This window comes from Elusimicrobiota bacterium (assembly GCA_018816525.1).
Lineage (GTDB): Bacteria > Elusimicrobiota > Endomicrobiia > CG1-02-37-114 > XYA2-FULL-39-19 > OXYB2-FULL-48-7.
This window is the reverse complement of record JAHIVV010000026.1, coordinates 1-22,041: the sequence shown is the minus strand read 5'-3', so window position 1 is coordinate 22,041 and position 22,041 is coordinate 1. Positions and strand designations below refer to the sequence as shown.

General features: G+C 38.0%; 16 protein-coding genes. 14 read left to right on the top strand and 2 right to left on the bottom strand.

Annotated features, from left to right (window positions below):
* Positions 1 to 24 precede the first annotated feature (24 nt).
* From KKH91_03155 to KKH91_03115, 9 genes are read left to right on the top strand one after another with little or no spacing between them, the layout of a single operon-like run.
* On the top strand, positions 25 to 4,482 hold the full coding sequence (locus KKH91_03155; protein MBU0951812.1) for a hypothetical protein: 4,458 nt from the start codon (positions 25 to 27) through the stop codon (positions 4,480 to 4,482).
* Positions 4,469 to 6,766, top strand: a complete 2,298-nt coding sequence (bamA, locus tag KKH91_03150; GenBank protein MBU0951811.1) for an outer membrane protein assembly factor BamA — start codon at positions 4,469 to 4,471, stop codon at positions 6,764 to 6,766. The genes KKH91_03155 and bamA overlap by 14 nt, the downstream gene beginning before the upstream one ends.
* A gap of 20 nt (positions 6,767 to 6,786) precedes the next feature.
* A complete protein-coding gene (locus tag KKH91_03145) occupies positions 6,787 to 7,635 on the top strand; it encodes an OmpH family outer membrane protein (protein ID MBU0951810.1) in 849 nt (282 codons plus the stop codon).
* Between the two features lie 10 nt (positions 7,636 to 7,645).
* Positions 7,646 to 8,998 carry a bifunctional UDP-3-O-[3-hydroxymyristoyl] N-acetylglucosamine deacetylase/3-hydroxyacyl-ACP dehydratase gene (locus KKH91_03140; GenBank protein MBU0951809.1) on the top strand — a complete coding sequence of 451 codons (1,353 nt, stop codon included), beginning with the start codon at positions 7,646 to 7,648 and terminating at the stop codon, positions 8,996 to 8,998.
* On the top strand, positions 8,995 to 9,783 hold the full coding sequence (lpxA, locus tag KKH91_03135) for an acyl-ACP--UDP-N-acetylglucosamine O-acyltransferase (GenBank protein ID MBU0951808.1): 789 nt from the start codon (positions 8,995 to 8,997) through the stop codon (positions 9,781 to 9,783). Before KKH91_03140 ends, lpxA begins: the two co-directional genes overlap by 4 nt.
* Complete coding sequence (gene lpxI / locus KKH91_03130) at positions 9,780 to 10,598, top strand: UDP-2,3-diacylglucosamine diphosphatase LpxI (protein MBU0951807.1); 819 nt, start codon at positions 9,780 to 9,782, stop codon at positions 10,596 to 10,598. Before lpxA ends, lpxI begins: the two co-directional genes overlap by 4 nt.
* Before the next feature lie 56 nt (positions 10,599 to 10,654).
* Complete coding sequence (locus KKH91_03125) at positions 10,655 to 11,602, top strand: Gfo/Idh/MocA family oxidoreductase (protein ID MBU0951806.1); 948 nt, start codon at positions 10,655 to 10,657, stop codon at positions 11,600 to 11,602.
* 4 nt (positions 11,603 to 11,606) lie between these two features.
* The gene (gene lpxB / locus KKH91_03120) at positions 11,607 to 12,716 is read left to right on the top strand and encodes a lipid-A-disaccharide synthase (GenBank protein MBU0951805.1); all 1,110 of its coding nucleotides are present in this window, start codon (positions 11,607 to 11,609) and stop codon (positions 12,714 to 12,716) included.
* Entirely contained in the window at positions 12,706 to 14,421 is a 1,716-nt protein-coding gene (locus KKH91_03115; GenBank protein ID MBU0951804.1) for an ABC transporter ATP-binding protein/permease, read from the top strand. Before lpxB ends, KKH91_03115 begins: the two co-directional genes overlap by 11 nt.
* A 4-nt stretch (positions 14,422 to 14,425) precedes the next feature.
* Here KKH91_03115 and rpmB read toward each other — a convergent pair whose 3' ends face one another.
* Positions 14,426 to 14,617 (bottom strand): 50S ribosomal protein L28, encoded by a 192-nt coding sequence (gene rpmB, locus KKH91_03110; GenBank protein ID MBU0951803.1) that lies wholly within the window; start codon positions 14,615 to 14,617, stop codon positions 14,426 to 14,428.
* A 78-nt stretch (positions 14,618 to 14,695) separates the two neighbouring features.
* Here rpmB and recG point away from each other — a divergent pair, with 78 nt between their 5' ends.
* The 5 genes from recG to KKH91_03085 all read left to right on the top strand — a co-directional run bounded on the left by recG (position 14,696) and on the right by KKH91_03085 (position 21,455).
* On the top strand, positions 14,696 to 16,789 hold the full coding sequence (gene recG / locus KKH91_03105) for an ATP-dependent DNA helicase RecG (protein ID MBU0951802.1): 2,094 nt from the start codon (positions 14,696 to 14,698) through the stop codon (positions 16,787 to 16,789).
* Between the two features lie 61 nt (positions 16,790 to 16,850).
* Complete coding sequence (gene coaD / locus KKH91_03100; GenBank protein MBU0951801.1) at positions 16,851 to 17,330, top strand: pantetheine-phosphate adenylyltransferase; 480 nt, start codon at positions 16,851 to 16,853, stop codon at positions 17,328 to 17,330.
* A gap of 20 nt (positions 17,331 to 17,350) precedes the next feature.
* Entirely contained in the window at positions 17,351 to 19,093 is a 1,743-nt protein-coding gene (gene pilB, locus KKH91_03095) for a type IV-A pilus assembly ATPase PilB (GenBank protein ID MBU0951800.1), read from the top strand.
* 24 nt (positions 19,094 to 19,117) lie between these two features.
* Positions 19,118 to 20,200, top strand: coding sequence for a type IV pilus twitching motility protein PilT (locus KKH91_03090; protein MBU0951799.1), 1,083 nt, complete (start codon positions 19,118 to 19,120; stop codon positions 20,198 to 20,200).
* A 28-nt stretch (positions 20,201 to 20,228) separates the two neighbouring features.
* The gene (locus KKH91_03085; GenBank protein MBU0951798.1) at positions 20,229 to 21,455 is read left to right on the top strand and encodes a type II secretion system F family protein; all 1,227 of its coding nucleotides are present in this window, start codon (positions 20,229 to 20,231) and stop codon (positions 21,453 to 21,455) included.
* Between the two features lie 76 nt (positions 21,456 to 21,531).
* Here KKH91_03085 and KKH91_03080 read toward each other — a convergent pair.
* Positions 21,532 to 22,041 (bottom strand): hypothetical protein (locus tag KKH91_03080; GenBank protein MBU0951797.1); only part of this gene is annotated, 510 nt, incomplete at its 5' end.

Genomic DNA, 22,041 nt, shown 5'->3' with positions numbered 1-22,041 from the left:
CCAAACTTAGAAAACTGACAATTGATGAAAAAATATTTTTTATATTGTTTGCTGGCAACGCTTATAATATTGACTGCCGGAAGTGTTTGCCTTCTTACATATTTGCCTAAAATAGTTAAAAACTATTCGGCAGAGTATTTAGAAAAATACAATATAGGTTTTAAAGCAGGCTTAATATCAATTTCTTTCCCGCCTGCTGTTATTTTAAACAAAGCCTCTGCATGGCAGAATGATTCAAATTTTAAGGCAGATAAAGTTGTTTTACGGTTTAACCTTATAAAACTAATTAAAACAAGGAATATCTCTTATTCGTTCAGTGAGGTATTACTGGTTAACCCGGAATTAAATATCGGGGCTATTTCAGCTTTACCGTTTGGAGCTAATTCAGGAAACACATCTTTCGGGGAAATGCTCCTTGACTGGAAAAACGCAAAAATAAACATTCTTAAAAATGGAATAGCTATAAACAGCAAACTGGGAAGGCTTATTTTGTCAAAAACCATAGATTCGTTTGAAACAGATATTTCTGCATCCGGTTACGGAAATGCAAGAATAAAGCTCGTTTCCAATAAAAGAAATCAGCGCTGGAATTTAAAAGTCGATACAAATAACTTGACTGCTGCATCAGGAAAGACTTCCGTTCTTTTGGAAGGCGCATTCCCGGTAAAAGAACACATCCACGGAAAACTTAAAATAGTTTCAAATTATGGCAGTAATATGAGACTGGAAGGAAGAGGTGCATTTAAACTTTCAGGCCTTGGCAACAGCCCTTCCATTTATTCGAGAATCAATCTTCTGATCTTTAATTCTGGCAAAAATATTTTGAACGGAAATACTGAAATCGTATTTTCAAGCGGAATTTTCAATATAGTCGGTTTTCAAATGGCAGGCGACTCACAAGAGATATCAGCTTCCGGATTTATTTCAAAGGAAAACATAAAAGTTAAGGCCTCTTTTACGAATATCCTGACTGAAAGTTTATTTCCTTCGGCTAAAGGCCTCATTAATGCCGACGTTATTGCCTCAGGCAATTTATCAAATCCTTCAATTAATGCCAGCCTGCTAGGAAAGAATCTGGAACTGGGGCCCATTAAATCCAATTTTGTTAAATTTGATGTAAGTTATAAAGATAAAAATTACAAATTGAACGGAACTGCGGATTTAAACGGCCCTCAATATAATTTAGCGCTAAATGCCAGGCAATCTGCCTTCAATAATAAAAAAAGATTTTCAGGTAAAATGTTTATTACCGGGAGTAAAAAGATTAATGCCGGCTTTCAAATCAGCGACGACCAAATTCAATTGTCGAATTGCCTGTTTTTCGACGATCTTACGGGTAAAGAAAATGCCGCGTTTTTTTTCAGCGCCGGCACAAAAGAGAATGTTTTTAATGATTACAAAATGAGCGTTAGCCTGACAAATTACCCCTTAGGCAAAAATAAGATGAGCGGAAATATTGCTTTTTCTGGAAAAGCAAACACATACAGTAAAATTGTGTCCGGGGAAATGAACGGCACGAACTTAATGATTAGCGATTATCTCTTGGGTCAAATCCAAGCAAAATTCGTGTTTGAAAACGATGTAGTGTCAATCACAAACATAAAAGCAATGAATTCCATTAGCGGAGACATTAATTATTTCACGGATACCGGAATTTTAAAAGGTTACGCAAATTTGAATGATTTTAATATTTTAAACTTAAGGATAAAAGATTTGAGCGGAAAATTAAGCGGGAACATGAGAATTTTCGGTACCCTTACTAAACCTCAATTGGGGTTTGATTTTAAGTCAACAAACCTTTCCTATAAAAAAATTGATGCCAATTTGAAGGGGAGAGGATCTTTGACCGGCGATACGTTTAAATCCCATGGCGAACTGCAAATATTGTCGCAGGAAAAAGGGAGATTCACAATAAATATTAATAACCTTTCAAATTCACCGGAACTGACGTCAAATGTCGCGTTTTCAAATATGAATATAACAACTTTGAATGTTTTAACTGAAAAGCTTTTTTCGTTTAAACTTCCGCTAGAGGGGAATGTCAAACCGTCTTTTATTGTAATCGGAAACCTCTCTAAACTGACGACCACACTCAATATTCAATCTGATTCATTGCTTTATTCAGGAAACATACTTCCCGAAAAGTGGAAATCTTTAGATCTTTCTATAGAAATGAACAGCAGTTTTAACTCAATAACAGTAAACAAACTGGATATCGAGTCAGCTGATCAGAGAATTTCAATTTCGAAGGGCAGTAAAATGGATTTTTCTAAACCGGGGGACTGGGGATTTGACTGTAACATGGAGCTTAAAAATTATATTTTTGGGCCTGTTACTATGTTCGGCAAATTAGGTCTTTCAGGCAGTATAAAAAACTCCAAGGAAAAACTTATTGTCGCCTCAACGATATCAACACAGGATTTATGGGTAAACCAGCAAAACCTTAAAGACACAAATATGAAAATACAATTTACTTCTGAAGATAACAGAAAAATAATTGAACTGATTCCCCAAAAAAATGAAAAATTCGTAACTTCCGGGAAAATTGACATTTCTAACCCAAAAGAAACAACTTTTACTAATTTCATAGTGGCGCCAAAATCAAACATAAAAGGAAGTTATTTGTTTAAGCTTAATGGAACCTATTCACAGAATAACTCAAACCTGACAATTGAAGGAAATAATATAAACCTTGATTTTATTACCGGACTTCTCGACCAGCAGATGCCGTTGAGCGGATCCACTGATTTTACTGTTATTTTAAAAGATGAAATTAAGAAGCCCTATATAGCAGGTACCATCAATATATCTGCCGGAGACTTTTACTCTATCCCTTTTACAAACGCTAACCTGCAGTTAAATTACGAAGACAATGTACTGGAATTAACAAATGCGCGGCTTGTAAGAATCGACAATAATAGCAAAGAACAGCTTATTGTTTCAGGCAAAGGCAGGATACCTCTGGCATTTACAGAAACAGTAAAAAACAGTCCTGGCGACAATAATATAAACCTTTCTTTTCAAATCGAAAAAGGGGACCTGGCGATATTAGAATCAATTTCGGACAATATAAAATCAGCTCGGGGTAAAATCGAAGCAAAACTTCAGGTTTCCGGCAAAGCTGACCAACCGATCTACGGCGGGTATCTCATCGTGTCCAACGCCCAAATAGAATCAAAAAGTTACTTCAATAAATTGGAAAACTTCAATCTTGGAGTTGCATTTACTGACAACAAACTTGAAATAAAAGAATGCTCCGGAAAAATCGGCGACGGTACTGTCAAACTTGACGGATATCTGTTACTTGGCGAACTCTTTAGCATAAACGAATATAATTTATCCCTAAATACCACGGGAAAAAAAGGCATCAAAATATTCGTTCCTGAACTGCCAATTCCTACAAATATTGTTTTCAAAACTATGGGTTTAGAGGGCGTAATAAAAAATTATTCTTTTGCTGATGTAAAAACAAGCCTTCAATTCACAGGCAAAAGTGAAAGCCCAAAATTAAACGGGTATATACAACTTGATAATGCTCATTTTTGTTACCCGCCGCCTCCTAACGTTTCAGGTAATAGTTTCTTTTCAACAAGTTTTAAAAATGTGGTTTGGGACGTTGAATTGAGGCCGGGGGAAAATACCTGGTACGAAAATAGCATGATGAGCGCCCTGCTTACAGGAAAGATCAGGCTTAATGGAAATTTACCGGGATTAATTGTTAACGGCAGTATTGAATCGCAAAACGGTAACTTAAATTATCTAAACAAGATCTATGAACTTAAATACGCCCTTTTCGAAGTTATTAATTCAGAATGCTTTCTTCAGGTAAGGGCAGAAACTGCCGGAATATTTACATCTGGCGCCGAACCGACATCAACCGGAAAAGAAACGGGTACAATCGAAATGATAATACCCAGGAGCCCTATAGGCCAGATTGCTCCAAAGTTTTCGTCCGCGGAACACCCGGACATGAGTTCTGAAAAACTTGTCCAGGCAACCTACGGGTTGACTGACAATATCACGCCGACAGAAAGAAATTTGCTTCTTAGAAAACAATTAATCAGGTTATTTGATGGTTCTCTTGCGTCTCCCCTGGCTAAAAGATTGCTTCAACAAAGCGGGATAGTTGATACTATAAATGTAACAACGGTACCCTCTGCACAGGATGAAACAATAAACAATACTAACCCTTCAATAGTAGATATAATGTCAGGAACCAGGTATGCCTTGCAAAAATATATTACAGGGGACCTGCTATTAGGTTATGCAATTACTTTGCAGGAAGCACAACAGAGATTGAATTTGCGTCACGAATTTGAACTTGACTATAGGTGGAAGGGCAATATATTTATCCGCGGCATTTACGGATATGAACCAACAAAAAGTTCTCTAATAAGAGACGGCGACTACCAAATAAGAATAGAACCCCAATGGCGGTTTGGCTGGCCCAAGGAAACGGAGAAAAAAAATGAAAAGAAATAACTCAAACAGGCTTTTACTTCCGGCATTATTAATGTTTTTTTTATCAGCCGGCGTTGAATATGTATTTGCATTGGACATGATATCAAGGATAGACATAAAAGGGAACATAAATGTAAAAGAGAAAGAAATAAGAAAAAAAATAAAAACAAAGGTTAAGGACATATATTCTTCTGAAGACCTGAAAATTGATTTAAACAGTATTTTAGAAATAGGCAAATTTGAAGATGTCACTGTTGAAGTTGATACAAATGCCTATGCAGTAACATTTATTATTAAAGAAAAGCCTTATTTGAAAAAAATCGAATTCAAAGGCAATAAAAAATTGTCCAAGGGAACAATCAAAGATGAAATCACTGTCAAAGAAAAAGAATATATGGATAAAAATGACCTTGAATCTGATATAAAGAAAATTATAGATTTATACAGCGACAAGGGCTATGCAGACACTCAGGTAACTTATGACTTAAACATTGATAAAAAAACAAACCAGGCAAACCTTATTTTTTTTGTAAGTGAAGGCAGGAAGGTTACCGTAGAAAAAGTTGAAATAACCGGTACAAAAAATTATAAACCAAAAAAAATCATGGGTTTAATGGACACAAAGAAAAAGAAAATATTTAAGACTAAAACGCTTGATGACGACTTGAAAAAAATAAATGACTTTTACAAAAATAATGGTTTTGAAAGCGTAGAAGTTTCAACACCCGATATATCCTACAACGACGACAGGACCAAAACAACCATAAAAATCGTAGTTTCTGAAGGGCCAAAATACAAAATATCAAAAATCTCATTTTCCGGAAACAGCATTTATACAGATAAAGAATTAGGAAAAAACTTAGCAATAAAAACTAAGGAATTGTACAAAAAAGAAAACATTGACCAATCCCAACTAGCACTATCTGAAATCTATGGAGACAAAGGTTACCTGCAGGCAGAAATTGTTCCGGAATTTACTAAATACCCCGAAAGCGGGCTTATGGAGATCAATTTCAAAATCAAAGAAAATAGCATAGTTTACTCAGGAAAGATTTATATTGATGGCTTGAATTACACAAAGGAATATGTAATAAAGAGGGAAATATTACTAAAAGAAACAGGCCCATTCAGCGGTGTAAAACTTAGAAGAAGCCTTGAAAGAATATACAATCTTGGTTTTATTGATGATGTAAAGGTGGATATACAAAATACAAGTATTCCTGACACGGCTGATTTAGTCCTGAATGTAACAGAAGGTAAACCCGGAATGCTCCAGGCAGGAGCAGGTTATTCAAGCGTAGACAAACTTACCGGTACGCTTCAGGTAAACCACATGAACTTGTTTGGAAGAGGCCAGAAATTAAATTTGATGTGGGAATTTGGTGATCGGATACAAAATTACGAAATAAGCTGGACCGAACCCTGGCTGATGCAAAAACCTATTAGCTTGGGTGTAACATTATATGATATGACCAGAAAACAATATTCTGGCAGTGATTGGCTTTATACTTATCACAAACAGGGAACCGAATTTCGTGTAGGTCCCAGATTGAGCGACTACCTCTCACTCTTGTTCATATATGGATATGAAAATGTCAACACTTACGATGTACAGGCTACAAGCAGGGTCGCAAGCGGAGCTATAGCAGGCAAAGAGTTGACGTCGAGTTTTACCAGCCAAATTATTTATGATACCCGGGACAATGTCTTCGATGCTTCAAAAGGCAGTAAAAATTCGGCATCACTGCAAATAGCAGGAGGCCCTTTCGGCGGCAATGTTCATTTCTGGAAACCTGTCTTATCATCAAGCTGGTTTTTCCCGACATTTTGGAAATTTGTTTTTTCTGCAAATGCAGTATTTAAGTATGTTCAGCCATTTAATGATTACAATATTGACTCACAGCCTTTATACAAATTTTATGCCGGCGGGCCTAATTCCATTAGAGGATATTCTCAAAACGACCTTACTCCTTCTTTAAATGGAGGAAATGTATCTATCGTTGGAAATTTTGAATATAAATTTCCTATTGTGCAGGAAAACAAACATACAATTCTCCAGGGAGCTTTTTTTTACGATTTTGGCGGAGCCTGGAATAAACTTGATGATGTAAGGCTTTCTGTAGGTGAAACAGATGACTGGCGTTTACACGGAACATGGGATAACTTAATGAAATCAGGATGGGGATTCGGGATAAGGTTTACAACACCAGTTTTCCCGATCAGGCTCGACTGGGGTTGGCCAAACCAGGCTAAACCAGGCCAACAGCCTCCGGAATTTTATTTCACCATAGGGCAGATATTCTGATGTATTAAAGAGAAAATAAAATGAAAAAACTATTTTTTATCGCTTTTTGTTTAATCTGTTTAATTGGAGAGTCATCGTTGAACTCTATTGAAATTCCGCTTCAAGGAACAGGAGGGATTAGCGTTGGTTATGTAGACATGAATAAAATATTTGGCGAATATCCTCCGGTTAAAACCGCAAAAAAAGATTATGAAAAAATAGCTGAACAAAAAAAACTGGAGCTCTCGGGGATTGACTCTGAAATTTCAGTAATAAAATCTTCCTGCACTGACCTGGAAACGCAAATCAAGCAGCTAAAACAGGAGTCGATGGCTTTAAAAGTACAGAAACAACGATTATCTGTCCAAATGCAACAGCCGCAAATACAGACACAACAGCCAACACCACCGATATCGTCCAGCGCAATAGTTTCGGTTTCCACTGGAACTGTGCCTGTTGGTTCATCTTCAACATTAACAATTCCCGCTATTTCAACTGCAACCGGAACAAATAGTATTTCTGTTTCTACACAAGCAATTCAAACAGAACAACCTGGGTTGAGTATACAGGCGCAATATGACAAAGTAAACTCCACAATAGAAGCCGATGAAAAACAAATAAGCGAAAAAGAAACGGATCTTGTGCTTAAGAAAGATTTAATAACAAAAAAACAACAAGAATATACGGACTACAAAAAGAAAAATGAAAAAGACCTCAAAGAATATGAGAAGAACAAAACTTTAGCGCTTATGGGCGAACTCTATAAAATAATAGAAGATCTCGCCAAAGAGGAAAACATTTCAATCGTAATAGAAAAAACCAACGTTCTTTATGGCAGCGGCGGCATAGACCTTACAAACAAAATACTTGAAAGATTAAGAGGCAAATAAGCTAAGGATTATGGAAAATCAAAAAACGATTTCCAAAGAACTGACAATTAAGGGCAAGGGCCTGCACACAGGCAACGTCACTAAATTGACGTTTAAGCCTGCACCTGTCAATTATGGCGTAAAATTCATCAGAAAAGACTTGCCGGGCCATCCGGTAATACCTGCCCGCGTGAGTAATGTTATGGGATTATTAAGGGGCACTACTATCGGTGTTAATGATACACCGATGGTCTATACCGTTGAACACCTTCTTGCGGCTCTTTACGGGCTTGGCATAGATAACATTGAAATAATTCTTGACAACAATGAGCCTCCTATTTTTGACGGAAGCGCAAAACCTTTTATAGATTACTTAAAAAAGGCAGGTATAGTCGAACAGGATGTTCCCAAAAATTATATAACCCTGCAAAATCCCGTAACTTACATTTCCGAAGAAAAAATCAAAGTTGAATTAAGCGCATTTCCCAGCGATAATTTGATAATTGACTACGAAATTGAATATAATCATCCGCTTATCGGAATTCAACGGTTAGAACTTACTATAACTCCTGAAAACTTTATCAATGAGATTTCCCAGGCCCGGACCTTTTGTTTTGACTACGAAATTGAAACTCTCCATAAAAAGGGTCTTGCAAAAGGCGGCGGCCTGCATAATGCAGTAGTTATCGGAATGGACAAAATTCACAATCCTGAAAAATTAAGATACAATGACGAGTTCGTCAGGCACAAGCTTCTCGACGTAATAGGTGATTTATACCTGCTTGGCAGGCCGCTAAAAGCGCGCATAAAAGTGAAATGTTCGGGACACAAACATAATATAAATTTTGTAAAAAAAATTGAAGAATCCGTGTCTCGTAAAGAAAATAAAGGGGAAGAAAAAATGCCAGAAACAAACTTAGACAACATCGTAGGACGTGAATTAAATGTTGAGGAAATAAAACAAATCATTCCTCACCGGGATCCTTTTCTAATGATTGACAAAGTTACCATCACCGAAGCCGGGAAAAGCGCTATAGGTAAAAAAATTCTTACAGGAAAAGAAGATTTTTTCCGCGGGCATTTCCCGGGAAGCCCGATTATGCCTGGTGTGCTGATAGTTGAATCCCTTGCGCAAACAGCCTGTGTGCTCTTCCTGTCTCGCCCGGATTTAACCAACAAACTGGCTTATTTTATGACTATTGATAAAACAAAGTTCCGTAAACCCGCTTTGCCGGGAAATACAATTGAATTGAAAATAGAAGTCATTCGCGCCAGAGGCAGGTCAGGAACAGTTAAAGGCGAGGCCTTCATAAACGGCGAACTAATAACCGAGACTGAATTTATGTTTATTATAGTTGATAAACCCGCGGAGAATAAATTATGATACACCCTACTGCCATAGTTGATAAAAGCGCTCAAATAGACAAATCAGTTGATATAGGCCCTTATGCAATCATCGGCAAAAATGTTTCTATCGGAAAAAATACAACAATCGGCCCTTACACTTTTATCCAATATTGCCAAATCGGTGAAAACAATAAAATTTCGAACCATGTAGCCCTGGGCAATGATGCACAGGATACAAAATTCAAAGGCGGTTCGAATAATTGTATTATTGGAAATAATAACGCCATAAGGGAATTTGTTACCATTCACAGAGGGTCAATAAATGAATCCACGAAAGTGGGCAGCAATTGCTTTCTTATGGCCTATTCTCATGTCGGCCACGATTCAATACTTGAAGACAATATTTACATGGCTAATTGCGCTTCTCTCGGCGGTCATGTCCTTGTTGAATTCGGAGCTATCCTTGGAGCCCTTGCAGCAGCGCACCAATTTGTCCGCATTGGCAGGCTTGCAATGCTTGGCGGAGGAGCTATGATAACTCAGGATATTCTGCCCTACATGCTCGCAAACGGCGACCGGGCAAAACTATACGGTCTTAATAAAGTAGGGTTAAGAAGGCACGGGATAACTCCACAGGCCATAAAAAACATCAAGAAAGTTTATTGGCAGCTTTTTGAATCAAAAACAATGTTCACTGAAGCTCTAAAAATCGTAGAAAAAATGCAAGAAGAAGAAAACATGGGGGAAGAAGTCACCCATTTGATAAATTTTGTGAAAACATCAAAGCGGGGATTCTGCCGGACAGCTTTAACAAAAATATGAACTTACCTCAAAAAATCGGCATTATTTCAGGCAGGGGGAAATTCCCTATTCTTATCGCTGAAGAAATAAAGAAATATTCCGGAAATACGGGAATTTATGCAACCGGTTTTAAAGGTGAAACAAATAACAAAATAAAGCAATACGTGAAAGAATTTCAATTATTCGAATTTGGCGCACTTGGCAAAGCGATTGATTATTTCAAATTAAAAAAAGTTGATAAAGCCATTATTGCCGGTTTAATAAGCCACAAACGGTTATTTGACAAAAACCTGAAACTTGATTCCGTGATGCAGGGAATACTTGACAACATCAAGGATAAAAAAGCAGATTCAATCCTTGGCGGTATAGCCAATGCGTTAAAAACACAGGGTATTGAATTGCTTCAGATTCTTCCAATTCTTGAAAACAATCTAGCGAAAAAAGGTATTCTCACCGAATCTAAACCGGATATAATGAGCAATGATGATATTAACTTCGGCTTTCCTCTTGCTAAAGAATTATCCAGGCATGATATCGGCCAAACGATAGTTGTAAAAAATAAATGCGTTATAGCCATTGAAGCCCTTGAAGGCACAGATATTTGTATAATTCGTTCAGGCAAAATGGCCGGGCCGGGGACCGTCATAATAAAAGTTGCAAAACTACACCAGGACCTCCGGTTTGATTTACCGGTTATTGGCACCAGGACAATTAAAAATATGAAAAAAATAAAGTCAAAAACATTGGCGATTGAAGCAGGCAAAACCTGTATAATCAACAAAGAAGAGGTTTTCGCTTTAGCCGACAAATATGGAATATCTATCGTAGGGGTATAGGGGAATATGCCCCAGAGTCTTCCTAGCGACTAGCATGGGGCATTAAAGAGGAAATAATGCGACAAATCAATGTTTGCGTAATCGGAGTGGGCAACCTTGGACAGCACCATGCAAGAAATTATTCGCAAATTCCGGGTGTAACGCTGACCGGTATAGTTGATTTAAACGAAAAACGCTCTGAAAAAATTTCAACTCAATTCCAGACAAAAGGCTATACCGATTTCAGGGAAGCAATTAAAGGCGCTGATGCTGTAAGTATCGTGGTCCCTACTACGCTGCATTATTCAATAGGAAAGGAAGTTCTGGCTGCAGGCAAACACTGCCTGATTGAGAAACCATTTACCACTGAAGTCAGCCACGCAGAAGAATTGATACAGCTCGCCCAAAAAAACAGCGTTGTGCTGCAAATCGGGCATATCGAAAGGTTCAACGGAGCGATTTTATCGTTGCAAAAACATATTAAAAATCCAAAATTCATTGAATCGGACAGGCTCGGGCCTTATGACCCAAGGGTAGCAGACGTAGGAGTGGTCCTGGACCTGATGATTCATGATTTAGACATTATACCGTTTCTTGCAGGAAGCAAAGTGAAAGATTTGGAAGCCTATGGGACAAAAATATTCTCTAAACATGAAGATATTGTTAAAGTGCGGCTAAGATTTCATAACGGGTGTATAGCAGACCTGTCAGCCAGCAGGGCTTCATTCGGGAAATATCGAAAACTGCGTATTTTCCAGCCTGACGCGTACATCTCTGTTGATTATGCAGCCCAAAGATACAGGATATACAGAAAAAAATCCGAGGATGCCGCTTCAATGAAGGATATAGAAATCTCCAGCCCAAAAACGGAACGCTTGGAGCCCCTTAGAAAAGAGCTTGAACATTTTATCGATTGCGTAAGGGAAGGCAAATCTCCTTTAGTTACAGGAGAGCATGGGAAAGATGCTCTCGCGCTTGCTCTTGAAATCCTGAATAAACTTCAAATCCACAAATCAGAAATATAGGCCTATGGAAATATTGATTTCAGCGGGCGACCCTTCCGGGGACCTGCATGCAGCAAATCTTGCCAGAGAAATTAAAAAACTAAACTCAGGGATTCATATAAGCGCTGTAGGCGGTAAAAAGCTAAATGAAACCAGTGATACTTTCATCTATGATATTGTCGGACTTAATCTTCATGGACTGCCTTCGGTAAAACAATATTTTAATTTAAAAAAGTTACTTAACGAGGACATAGCCGGTTACTTAAAAAAGAACAAACCAACAGCAATAATACCTGTAGATTTTTATGGATTTAATATAAAACTCGCACAGCAGGCCCAAAAACAGAATATACCGGTTTATTACTTCATCAGCCCGCAAATTTGGGCCACAAGGCCTGAAAGAATCAATGCAATTAAAGAATTTGTAAATCATATTTCAGTCATATTTCCGTTTGAGGAAAAGATTTATTCCCAGGCCGGCGTACCCGTTACTTTTGTCGGGAACCCTTTGCTTGATACTATCCCAACAATGCCTCATAAGGCCTTAAAAAATTCTTCTTCAGAAGGTTTCACTATCGGATTGTTCCCCGGATCCAGAAAACAGGTAGTGTCCTGGAATTTGCAAACTATGCTCGATACAGCCAAATTAATCAAAGACAAATACCCTCAAATTATATTTAAGATTATTGGCCTGTATTCTTTAAAAAATTGTTACATGAACGTTCCAAAAGACGGATTTGAGATTCTTTATGAATCTGATTATATAACAAGAGCGAATTTTGATTTTGCCATAACGACAAGCGGTACGGTAGCTTTGGAAAATACTTTAATTGGTTTGCCTATGCTTGTGATGTACAAATTGCCCTGGCCCCTGTATTTTCTAATCAAATCAATTATAAAGGTGTCTTCGGTTACAATTACAAATTTATTGACCAATGAAAAACTGGTCCCTGAGTTTTTACAGCGCGACGCTCAGCCTGATAAAATTGCTAATACAGTTTTAAATATAATTTCGGACGAAAACAAATTAGCCGATATTAAACAAAAGCTTGAAAATGTCAGGGATATCCTTGGAGAACCGGGTGTATACAACCGCACAGCAAAACTTATTTTGGAGAAGATAAATGGATTATAAACAGCTGTATAAATACTTTAAACCCTATAAAAGCAGATTTTTTGTTGCGCTCTTCTGCATGGCAATAGTTTCAGGCCTTACGGGCCTTATAAGATATCTTCTTAAGCCGATGATAGATAAAGTATTTATCGCCAAGGATATGCACTCGCTCTACTTCATAGTCTGTTCGATTCCCATAGCCTATTTCCTGCTTGGTTTATTTAATTATGGTAAGAATTATTTTATGTCTTATATAGCCCAAAGAATAACTCTTAACATCAGAAACAAATCGTACGAACAATTGCAGAGGCTGTCAACGAGTTTCTATTCAAAAGGCACTACGGGCAAAATAATGTCGCGTTTAACAAACGATATTTCTGCCCTCCAATTTGCGTTGAACAGGGCGCCGGCAACTCTGGTTTGCGACGGATTAACTGTTATCGTCCTAATCGTCATGCTTTTTTACCTCAACTGGAAATTTGCGCTTATCAGTTTTATCGTTTTTCCTTTTGTATCCTTTCCCATAATAAATTTCTCCAGAAGATTACGCAATCTATCCAGAGAAGGGCAGAAACAGATGGCTGAACTCTATACAAACCTGCAGGAATCTATTATGGCTATCAATATCACCAGGGCTTTTAACAGGGAAAAGACAGAAATAGAAAGGTTCAAAAAGATCAATTGGGACTTATATACTCTGGTTATGAGATTTACAAAGATTGAGGCTTTATCTTCGCCGCTTATGGAATTTATCGGTGCTTTTGCAGTAGGGCTTGTATTGTTTTTTGCAGGCAAGGACGTTATTTCCGGAGTTTGGTCCCCTGGTTCATTTTTTGCTTTCTTTGCTGCTGCATTTTCTATTTACCAGCCGATAAAAAATTTTGCAAATCTCAATCCGCAAATACAACAGGCCATCTCTGCCAGTGAAAGAATATTTGAATTACTTAACCAAGTTCCGGAAGTTAGCGAGAACCATGACGCAAAAGAAATTGAACCGTTTAAAAATGAAATTGAGTTCAAACATGTCAGCTTTGAGTACGATAAAGATGATATAGTGCTTAAAGATGTAAATTTCGAAGTAAAATCAGGAGAAGTGGTTGCAATCGTAGGCCCTTCCGGCTCAGGAAAATCCACGATAATAAACCTGCTTTTAAGGTTCTACAACCCTGTAAAAGGAACAATAACACTTGACGGAAAGGATATCAAAGAAGGAACGTTGAAATCATTACGCGGCCAGATGAGCATTGTAACGCAGGAAACCATTTTATTCAATGAGTCAATACATTACAATATTTCTTACGGCAATCCTGATGCAACCGAAGAACAAATTGTAAATGCCGCAAAACTAGCCCAGGCGCATGCGTTTATAGAAAAAGCTCCAAATGGATATAACACCTTAGTCGGAGAGAGGGGCGTATTTTTAAGCGGCGGCGAAAAGCAGAGAATAGCCATAGCGCGGGCTCTAATTAGAAACCCAAAAATACTTTTACTGGATGAAGCAACAAGCAACCTGGATGCTGAATCAGAACAATTAGTGCAAAATGCTCTCGAAAAATTAATGGAGGGAAGGACTACATTAATTATCGCTCATAGGCTGGCCACGATAAAAAAATCAGATAAAATAATTGTCCTGGAAAACGGCAGTATTGTAGACACAGGCACACATGAAGAGCTTTTTAAAAAAGAAGGGCTTTATAGAAGGCTTCATCAGCTGCAAATAATCTAAAAAACTATAATACTTTTTCCACTTTATTTGCCTTAAGGCATTTTGTACAAACATAAGCTCTCTGAACAGACCCTTCAAATTTAATTCTCATCTTTTGAAGATTCGGCCTGAACAATCTAAGTGTTGCTCTCTTTGAATGGCTTACATTTTTTCCGGCTGAAGGCCCTTTATCACAAACAACGCATTTGTATGACATCTTAAATCCTCCAATAAATAAATACGAATTTTCGCAATTTGAGATTATACAAATTATATTATAAAATGTCAAAAGCACATGAATATTACCCCTCTCTCTAACCCGGTAAAATTCCTTAAAAGCGTAGGGCCTCAAAAAGCTAAACTGCTCTCAAAATTAGGGATAAACACTATTTGTGAGTTACTCACCTATTTTCCAAAAGAATATGATGACCGCAGAGTGTACAAAAAAATCGCAGAATTGAAGGAAGATGAAAAAGCTACCATTTCGGGCATAGTTAAACTTGCCGATTTGATGAAACACAATCCTTACCTATGGGCTTTCAAGGCTGCCGTCTCTGACTCTACCGGGCTTATTTATGCGACCTTCTACAGAAAACCGAATTATAAATACGATGTGTTTAGCAAATTAAAAAAGGACTTCTCTTACGGAGCAAAAATAATACTCCACGGGAAAATAGAAAAATTTTATAATTCTAAACAAATCAAAGTAGAGGAATATGAATTGATTTCTGAAGCAGGCTATAGCACAATACACACAAATCGTATTGTGCCCATTTACCCGCTGACCGACGGAATTAATGGCAAATTTTTAAGAACCCTGATAAAAACAGCTTCAGAAAAGTATTCCTGTTTTTATCCAGAAACTATTCCAGAAGAAATCCGCAGAAAAAATGGACTCATTAGTTCAAAAAAGGCCCTGGAACAAATTCATTTTCCTGATGAATTTTCATCTTTAAAAACAGCACATAAGAAGCTCGCTTTTGATGAATTTATACTGCTCGAGCTTGCTATGCAGCTATCAAGGAAACAATATTTAGAAAAAGATAAACCGCACTCATACACGATATTAAAAAAATACTTGACTCCCTTCAAAAACAATCTGAATTTTGAGTTCACTAAAGCTCAAAAAAAAGTTATTAATGAAATTTTTTCGGACATGCAGCGCGCACAGCCCATGAACAGGCTTCTTATAGGTGATGTGGGCTCGGGAAAAACCGTTGTAGCGCTAAGTGCGGTACTTCTTGCGATAGAAAATGGATATCAGGTTGCTTTTATGGCGCCTACGGAAATACTGGCTGAACAGCATTTTTATACCATAAAACAATTCATTAACGGGCTCAACATTCGCGTCGGCCTTTTAACCGGGTCAACTTCTGCAAGTATTAAAAAAACCACAATTCAAAAATTACAAAACGGAGAAATAAACATTGTAATCGGAACCCATGCGTTGATTGAACAAAAAATTAAATTTAAATATTTGTCCTTAATAGTTATCGATGAACAACACAAATTCGGCGTGGCTCAAAGACAGCTTCTAAAAGAAAAAAGCTCAACCGATACGTTAATTATGACAGCCACACCGATACCCAGGACTCTGGCATTGACAGTTTATGGCGATATGGATATTTCAACATTAGACGAAATGCCTCCAGGCAGGCTGCCGGTAAAAACCATTCATACTTCTGACAAAGATGCTTACCAATTTATCAGAAGAGAAATCAAAAAAGGGTTCCAGGCGTATATTGTTTTTCCGCTCGTTGAGGAATCAGATAAAGTTGAGCTTAAATCAGCAGTTACCCAGGCCAAACATCTTGCGGAGACAGAATTCCGTGAGTTCAGGGTGGGATTACTGCACGGCCAATTAAAAGGGCGGGAAAAAGAAAAAATAATGCTTGAGTTTAAAGAAAATAAATTTGATATTCTGATTGCAACTACAGTCATAGAGGTGGGCATAGATGTGCCGAATGCGAATGTAATTGCCATAGAACATGCAGACAGGTTCGGCCTTGCGACTCTTCACCAATTGCGCGGCCGTGTAGGAAGAAAAAGCAGCATGGAATCTTTTTGCCTGCTTATCGGCACCCTCAAAACAGAAGATTCGAAAAGAAGAATTGAAACAATGCTTTCAACTAATGATGGATTCAAAATTGCCGAAACAGACATGGAATTGCGCGGGCAGGGAGAATTTTTTGGAACAGCCCAACACGGATTATCGGAACTGAAAATCGGCAGTATCACGAAAGATACAGATGTAATAAATTCCGCAAAAAAAACTGCTGAAGAAATTATTTCAAACGGAAAACTCACTGGAAACCCCGAATATCTTGATTTAAAAAACGAATTACTTGAGAAATATTCAAAAAAACTCAGTTTATTCCCTGTCGGTTAACTGTTGAAAATTAACTGGTGAAAATATTGACAAACGCCCATAAATAATATATGTTATACTCATGAAAATTGCAGTATATCCGGGCAGTTTTGACCCTCCAACCAACGGCCATACCGAAATAATATTTCGCAGCAGTAAGATCTTCGATAAAGTTGTAATTGCCGTAACAGATAATACTAACAAGAAGTCTACCTTTACAGTTGAAGAACGCAAGCTTATGCTTGTTCAATCTATAAAAAAACTCAAAAACGTTGAAGTGGACATTTTTTCAGGGCTGCTTGTCGAATATGTAAAAAAAAAGAAAGCTACCGTAATTATAAGAGGACTCAGGGCAATAAGTGATTTTGAATATGAGGTCCAGCTTGCATTAATGAACCGCAGATTGAGCAAAAAAATTGAAACTATTTTTTTCATTCCCGATGAAAGTTATACCTTTTTATCCTCAAGCCTTGTAAAAGAAATTGCCGGACTGGGGGGTAAAATTGATAATTTAGTCCCTACAAATGTTGCTAAAAAAATCAAGGAGAAATTTAGTAAATAATCATGGCAAGACAAGAAGTAATACCTTTAAAAAAGTTAGGTGAAATGTTGGTTAACCTGGGGATACTAACCCCGGAACAACATAAAGAAGCTCTTGATATACAGAAACAATCAGGAGGCAAATTAGGCTATATCCTGGTGCAGCTTGGCTATGTAACCGAAGAAGTGCTTTTAGCCTTTCTGGGCAAACAAGCCGGCATGCAATTTATCTCTCTCTTTGAATTCGGTGAAATCTCTGAAGAAGCCTTGGAATCCGTGCCTGAAAGCATTATAAGGCATCAAACATTAATTCCTATTGAAAAAAAAGGTAAAATACTGACTATAGCAATGGCTGATCCATTCAATATTTTTGCGATAGATGATTTAAAAGTTATGACCGGTTATGATATACAGGTTGTGATTTCTTCTGAAAAAGAGATCAAGGATTCTATTGAAAAATATTATACGGTAAAGGGTTCTATGGAAAATGTCTTGAAAAACATCGAATCAACCATAACCATAGAAGAAGCAAACTTGGAAATTCTTAAAGAAAAAGAAGTTGAAACCGACAATATCACTCTTGAAGCGATGTCGGAAGAGGCCCCAGTTATTAAAATTGTAAATTTTATTTTGACAAGCGCAATCAAACAAAAAGCAAGCGATATACACATTGAACCTTATGAAAAAATCCTCCGAGTGCGTTTCAGAGTTGACGGAGTGCTTCACGAACAACAGGGCCCGCCGAAAAAAATGCAGAATGCTGTAATTTCGAGATTAAAAATTATGGCTAACCTGGATATAGCAGAACACCGCTTACCCCAGGACGGAAGGATAAAAATAAAGATTATGAACAAAGAAATATCCTTCCGTGTTTCCGTTTTGCCCATGATTAACGGAGAAAAAATAGCCATGCGTATTCTCGACGCAAGCGCGCTTTGCGTAGACCTTCATAAACTCGGGCTTGAACCGGAAACTCTTTCAATATTTGAAAAAAATATTCAATTGCCTTTTGGAATAAACCTTGTCATGGGTCCTACAGGAAGCGGAAAATCAACTACTCTGTATTCGGCTTTAACTACACTGAACCAGCCAGATATCAACATTTCGACTATAGAAGATCCGGTTGAATTTGTTATAGAAGGCATTAATCAGGTCCATGTGAGAGCTGATATAGGGCTCACCTTCGCCGCGGGTTTAAGGTCATTTTTAAGGCAAGACCCGAACATAATCCTAGTAGGAGAAATTCGTGACAAGGAAACAGCAGAAATCGCTATCAATGCAGCTTTAACTGGACACCTGGTTTTTGCCACTTTGCACACAAACGACGCTGCAAGCACTGTCACCAGGTTGTCAAATATGGGTGTTGAACCATTTTTAACAACATCAACAGTCGCAATGGTAATTGCACAGAGATTGTTGAGAACTATATGTAAAAATTGTAAAGAGCCTTACGAGGTTCCTGTTGAACATCTTATAGCATTGGGCGTAAAACCGGAACAATTCGGCGGTAAAAATACTGCTACCCTCTACAGGGGAAAAGGATGCAAAAATTGTTCAAGGGGTTATAAAGGCCGCTTAGGCTGTTATGAAGTAATGGAAATGAGTGATGAAATGAAAGAACTCATTTTAAATAAAGAGCCTACACACAAAGTTAAGCAGTTAGCCAGAAAAAATGGGATGTTAACACTGCGCGAGAGCGGACTGCGAAAACTTCTCGGCGGAGTAACAACTGTGGAAGAAGTTCTGAGGGTGACGACAGGTGACACGGACGTAGAAACAGTTTAAGGGGAGCACAAAATGTCAAGCGGAATTTTAAATATGCAGGATTTACTTTTGTTGATGGTGGAGAAAAATGCAAGCGATTTGCATTTGACCAACGGTATACCTCCGATGCTGAGAATAGACGGTGAACTGGTTCCCACAGAATATGAAAAATTAACACCGGATTTATGCCAGAGATTAATCTATTCGCTCCTGACTGACACTCAGAAAGAAAAATTTGAAGCAAACAATGAACTTGATTTGTCTTTCGGTATAAAAGGCGTCGGCAGGGTTAGAATGAACGTTTACCGCCAAAGAGGCACACTCGGAGCCGCTTTCCGCTCAATTCCAAACAAAATTCCTACTTTTGAAGAATTGGGCATTCCTGCTGTAGCCTATGAAGTTATGAAAATCCCTAAGGGGCTTATCCTGGTTACCGGCCCGACTGGAAGCGGTAAAACCACAACCCTGGCTTCAATGATAGATTTTTTAAACGAGCACAAACAATCGCATATTATGACAGTAGAAGACCCGATTGAATATATACACATTCACAAAAAATCAGTAGTCAATCAAAGAGAAGTTGGATCGGATACAAACTCGTTTTCAACAGCCCTAAAATATGTTTTAAGGCAGGATCCGGATATTATTCTTGTCGGCGAAATGAGAGACCTGGATACTATTCAAAGCGCAATCACAATTGCCGAAACGGGCCATTTAGTTTTTGCTACTTTACATACTACTGATGCCGCATCGTCAATAAACCGCATGGTTGATGTCTTTCCGCCGCACCAGCAATCTCAGGTGCGCTCCCAATTATCATTCACTCTGCAGACAGTTTTCTCGCAAACTCTCTTAGCCCACGCTTCTGGAACAGGCAGAGTCCTTGCTGCGGAAGTATTAATAGTAACCCCGGCAATACGTAATTTGATCCGAGACATGAAAACGGAACAGATATACCTTTCCATGCAAACCGGAGGCAAATTTGGAATGCAGACTATGAATATGGCTCTGGCTAACCTCTATTTGCGCAGACAAATAACATACCAGGAAGCGCTAATGCATACAACCGACTCGGAAGACTTAAAAAGATTGATACAAAAAGAAAATGTACCCGCACCAAAAATATAGCATTCGTTCACAGAGGGTTGTTTAATTTATGGGACAATTCAACTATAAAGTCAAGGCGCCTTCGGGCGGGATTTCGACTGGTTTACTTGAAGCCTCGGACCTGCGCATGGCTATGGAAAAATTGCATGCGCAAAAATTCATCGTTCTAGAAATCAATGAAGTAAAAAAAAGAGGCTTGACTTCATTGATGAATCTTCTTCCTTTTGGAAAAGGGGTGCCTGCAAAAGACTTGTGTCTTTTTTCCAGACAGCTCTCTACGTTAGTTTCATCCGGAGTCCCGATCGTGCAGGGTTTAAGCATTTTGGAGGAACAAGCAGAAAATAAAAATTTTAAAAAAGTCATAAGCAAAATCAGGGAGGATATTGAATCCGGTATTTCTATCGCAGATGCTATGAAAAAACATCCTGCAGCCTTTAGTGAGTTATACATTTCCATGGTAAAAGCCGGAGAAATCGGCGGTATTCTTGATATAATTCTGGACAGGCTTTCAAGTTATTTGGAATCGTCGGAAGAGTTAAAAGGCAAAATTAAAGGCGCTATGATGTACCCCATAGTCGTTGCTTGTATTGCCGTAGGCGCTTCTGCTTTTATGCTTATTGTAGTAATACCAAAATTTTCAGCGATTTTTGGGGAAATGGGCGTGAAATTACCCTTGCCGACCAGAGTATTGTTAGCACTGAGTAGTTTTCTTCAGAAATATCTAATGATTCTCATCCTATTTGGCATTGGCGGATTTATAGGCTTTAAACAAGGGATTAAACGTTCAAGGAATTTCGCGTTAAAGGTGGATAATCTTAAAATTAATATTCCTGTTTTTGGCATAATGATCAGAAAAATGAGTATAGCAAAATTTACCAGTACTCTCGGCACATTAGTTAAATCGGGAGTACCTATTCTGCAGGCGCTTGAAACCGTAGCAAAAACCAGCGGAAATCTGGTTATTGAGAATGCTCTCCTAAGCGCAAAAGAAGCTATCCGCGAAGGTGAAAGGATTACCGAACCCTTAAAACGAAGCAAAATATTCCCGCCCATGGTCATCCAAATGATTTCTGTAGGAGAAGAAACCGGAACACTGGATATGATGTTGACAAAAATTGCAAGTTTTTACGACAGAGAGGTTGACGATGCCGTTAAAGGGATGACAAGCATGATAGAACCTTTGATTATTGTCTTTATGGGTGGAGTAATTGGCGGGATGGTGCTCGCGATGTTTCTTCCCATGCTCGAGTTAACATCTCAAATGAGTAAAGGTTAATTTAAAAATGATATTTTTAAAATCAACCTGTCAAGCCATCTAAAAAGGTAACTTTAGTAGGTGCATGTCGCGCCATCTAAAATGTAACTTTGGGATTAGTAAATTTAGCATTGGTATTTGGTGTTTTTGTAACTACTTTTAATCCCGGGAAATACTTAGATAATTCTGTTAAAGTATCTTTTTCTATTTGAGTTAATTTAACTGTTTTGTTGTTTGAAAGGTTAATGGTGAAATTAGAATTAGCAACGCGTTTATGATTAGCCATTTTCCCAATGCGTGTTAATTTTTTATCAATAGTTTGTGATAGTTGGAAAGGGTTCAATGAGTTGCGTAGGTTAACCAGGTCTTTGATTTTTTGTGTATTGGCAAGTTCCGAAGCCAAAAGGCGTGCCAGAGGTGTTTTGGGTTCGTCATACTTACGTATAAGTTTTGAACCAATACGTTTACACTGAATAAGTTTAACAGAAGGCATGAAGAGGTTCATAAATAGCCTTAGTTCGTTTCTGTAAAGGTCATTCATAGCATCAACAGCTTTTTGGGTATCAAATCTGTCCCAGCCAATAAGCCTTCTTACATGAGTCCAGTT

Bases quoted from the DNA above. Each gene is read 5' to 3' on its own strand.
- lpxI (MBU0951807.1), top strand. From the start codon at position 9,780: ATGAACTTACCTCAAAAAATCGGCATTATTTCAGGCAGGGGGAAATTC.
- KKH91_03125 (MBU0951806.1), top strand. From the start codon at position 10,655: ATGCGACAAATCAATGTTTGCGTAATCGGAGTGGGCAACCTTGGACAG.
- coaD (MBU0951801.1), top strand. From the start codon at position 16,851: ATGAAAATTGCAGTATATCCGGGCAGTTTTGACCCTCCAACCAACGGC.
- lpxB (MBU0951805.1), top strand. From the start codon at position 11,607: ATGGAAATATTGATTTCAGCGGGCGACCCTTCCGGGGACCTGCATGCA.
- bamA (MBU0951811.1), top strand. From the start codon at position 4,469: ATGAAAAGAAATAACTCAAACAGGCTTTTACTTCCGGCATTATTAATG.
- KKH91_03140 (MBU0951809.1), top strand. From the start codon at position 7,646: ATGGAAAATCAAAAAACGATTTCCAAAGAACTGACAATTAAGGGCAAG.
- KKH91_03115 (MBU0951804.1), top strand. From the start codon at position 12,706: ATGGATTATAAACAGCTGTATAAATACTTTAAACCCTATAAAAGCAGA.
- KKH91_03155 (MBU0951812.1), top strand. From the start codon at position 25: ATGAAAAAATATTTTTTATATTGTTTGCTGGCAACGCTTATAATATTG.
- KKH91_03145 (MBU0951810.1), top strand. From the start codon at position 6,787: ATGAAAAAACTATTTTTTATCGCTTTTTGTTTAATCTGTTTAATTGGA.
- recG (MBU0951802.1), top strand. From the start codon at position 14,696: ATGAATATTACCCCTCTCTCTAACCCGGTAAAATTCCTTAAAAGCGTA.
- lpxA (MBU0951808.1), top strand. From the start codon at position 8,995: ATGATACACCCTACTGCCATAGTTGATAAAAGCGCTCAAATAGACAAA.
- KKH91_03085 (MBU0951798.1), top strand. From the start codon at position 20,229: ATGGGACAATTCAACTATAAAGTCAAGGCGCCTTCGGGCGGGATTTCG.
- rpmB (MBU0951803.1), bottom strand. From the start codon at position 14,617: ATGTCATACAAATGCGTTGTTTGTGATAAAGGGCCTTCAGCCGGAAAA.